At 32.6% G+C, this 1,102-nt stretch carries 1 protein-coding gene; it reads right to left on the bottom strand.

Translation table 11 applies throughout. The features are described from left to right. Nucleotides 1-60 precede the first annotated feature (60 nt). A partial coding sequence (locus KQ486_RS13900; RefSeq protein WP_216687984.1) for an N-acetylmuramoyl-L-alanine amidase occupies nucleotides 61-1,102 on the bottom strand: 1,042 nt, incomplete at its 5' end.

Genomic DNA, 1,102 nt, shown 5'->3' on the forward strand with positions numbered 1-1,102 from the left:
ATTTAATAACTGTAAGATTCCCTATAATTAATGTAGCAAAATTTTTATTCTAAGTAAATACTAAATCGTGCTAAACTTACCAAAACTACTTATTCTATTACCTGCCTTGTCTACCTCTCCTGTCGCTATATAACGACGTTGTCCACTATTAGCAATATAAGTAATCCATCTATAACCATTAATACAATATGCACCGTCATACGTAATTGTTGTGTTGTTGGGTAATACCCCTGTAATTCTTGAATTAGTTGAATAACCGTCTCTTACATTATTACCTTTAACATTAGCTACTGTGTAATTGCCTTGTTCTTTTTTATAAGGGACATTATTCTTATCGAGTGTATAACCTGCTGGCACTGGTGGATTTTTTTTGTTTTTAGCTGATGTTTTAACATTACCAGCTACCAAACCACCTATAGGCTTACCATGAATCGCACCGGCTATTAATTTAGAATACAAGTCATAGTTTTTCTTAATCCAATCCATATCATTTTTATTAGTAATAAAACCTAATTCAGATAAACGATAATTTATATTTATTTCTGCTGATACATTAACATTTAGTAAATCATTACGAGGTGTCACACCTCTTATTTGTCCTAAGTTATTTTTAATAACATCTTGTATACTTTTATCAATAGTATCTGCATTGAATTGACTTGAGATAATAACATGCCCACCACTTGCGCTTTCTCCTGCTGCGTCTAAATGTATTTCTAGAACAATGTCATACCCCTGTGATTTAACCCAATATAAGCCATAATCTTTTTTATTGCCTACATTAACACCGTATGCAGTATCTTGATACATATCTTGTGATTGACTTGAGCCACCGTATAATGCAACTTCATGTCCTGCATGTCTTAAATACTTAGCGATATTAGGCGTTATATATTTACGTATAAAATCGCGTTCGTTTGTTCCGTTTCCTACTGCTCCAGGATCGTTATAACCATGACCGGCTACAAGCATAATTTTTTTAGGTTTAATTACTGCCTCTTTTTTTGTAGTCGCTTGCTTAATAATACCTTTAGCTTTATTGCCAACGCTTAAGTTGTTAGGGAAGTTTAACCTAATAAAATACATTGGATTGTCATAATAA

The sequence above is a fragment of the Allobacillus halotolerans genome, from assembly GCF_018967645.1.
GTDB lineage: Bacteria > Bacillota > Bacilli > Bacillales > Alkalibacillaceae > Allobacillus > Allobacillus halotolerans.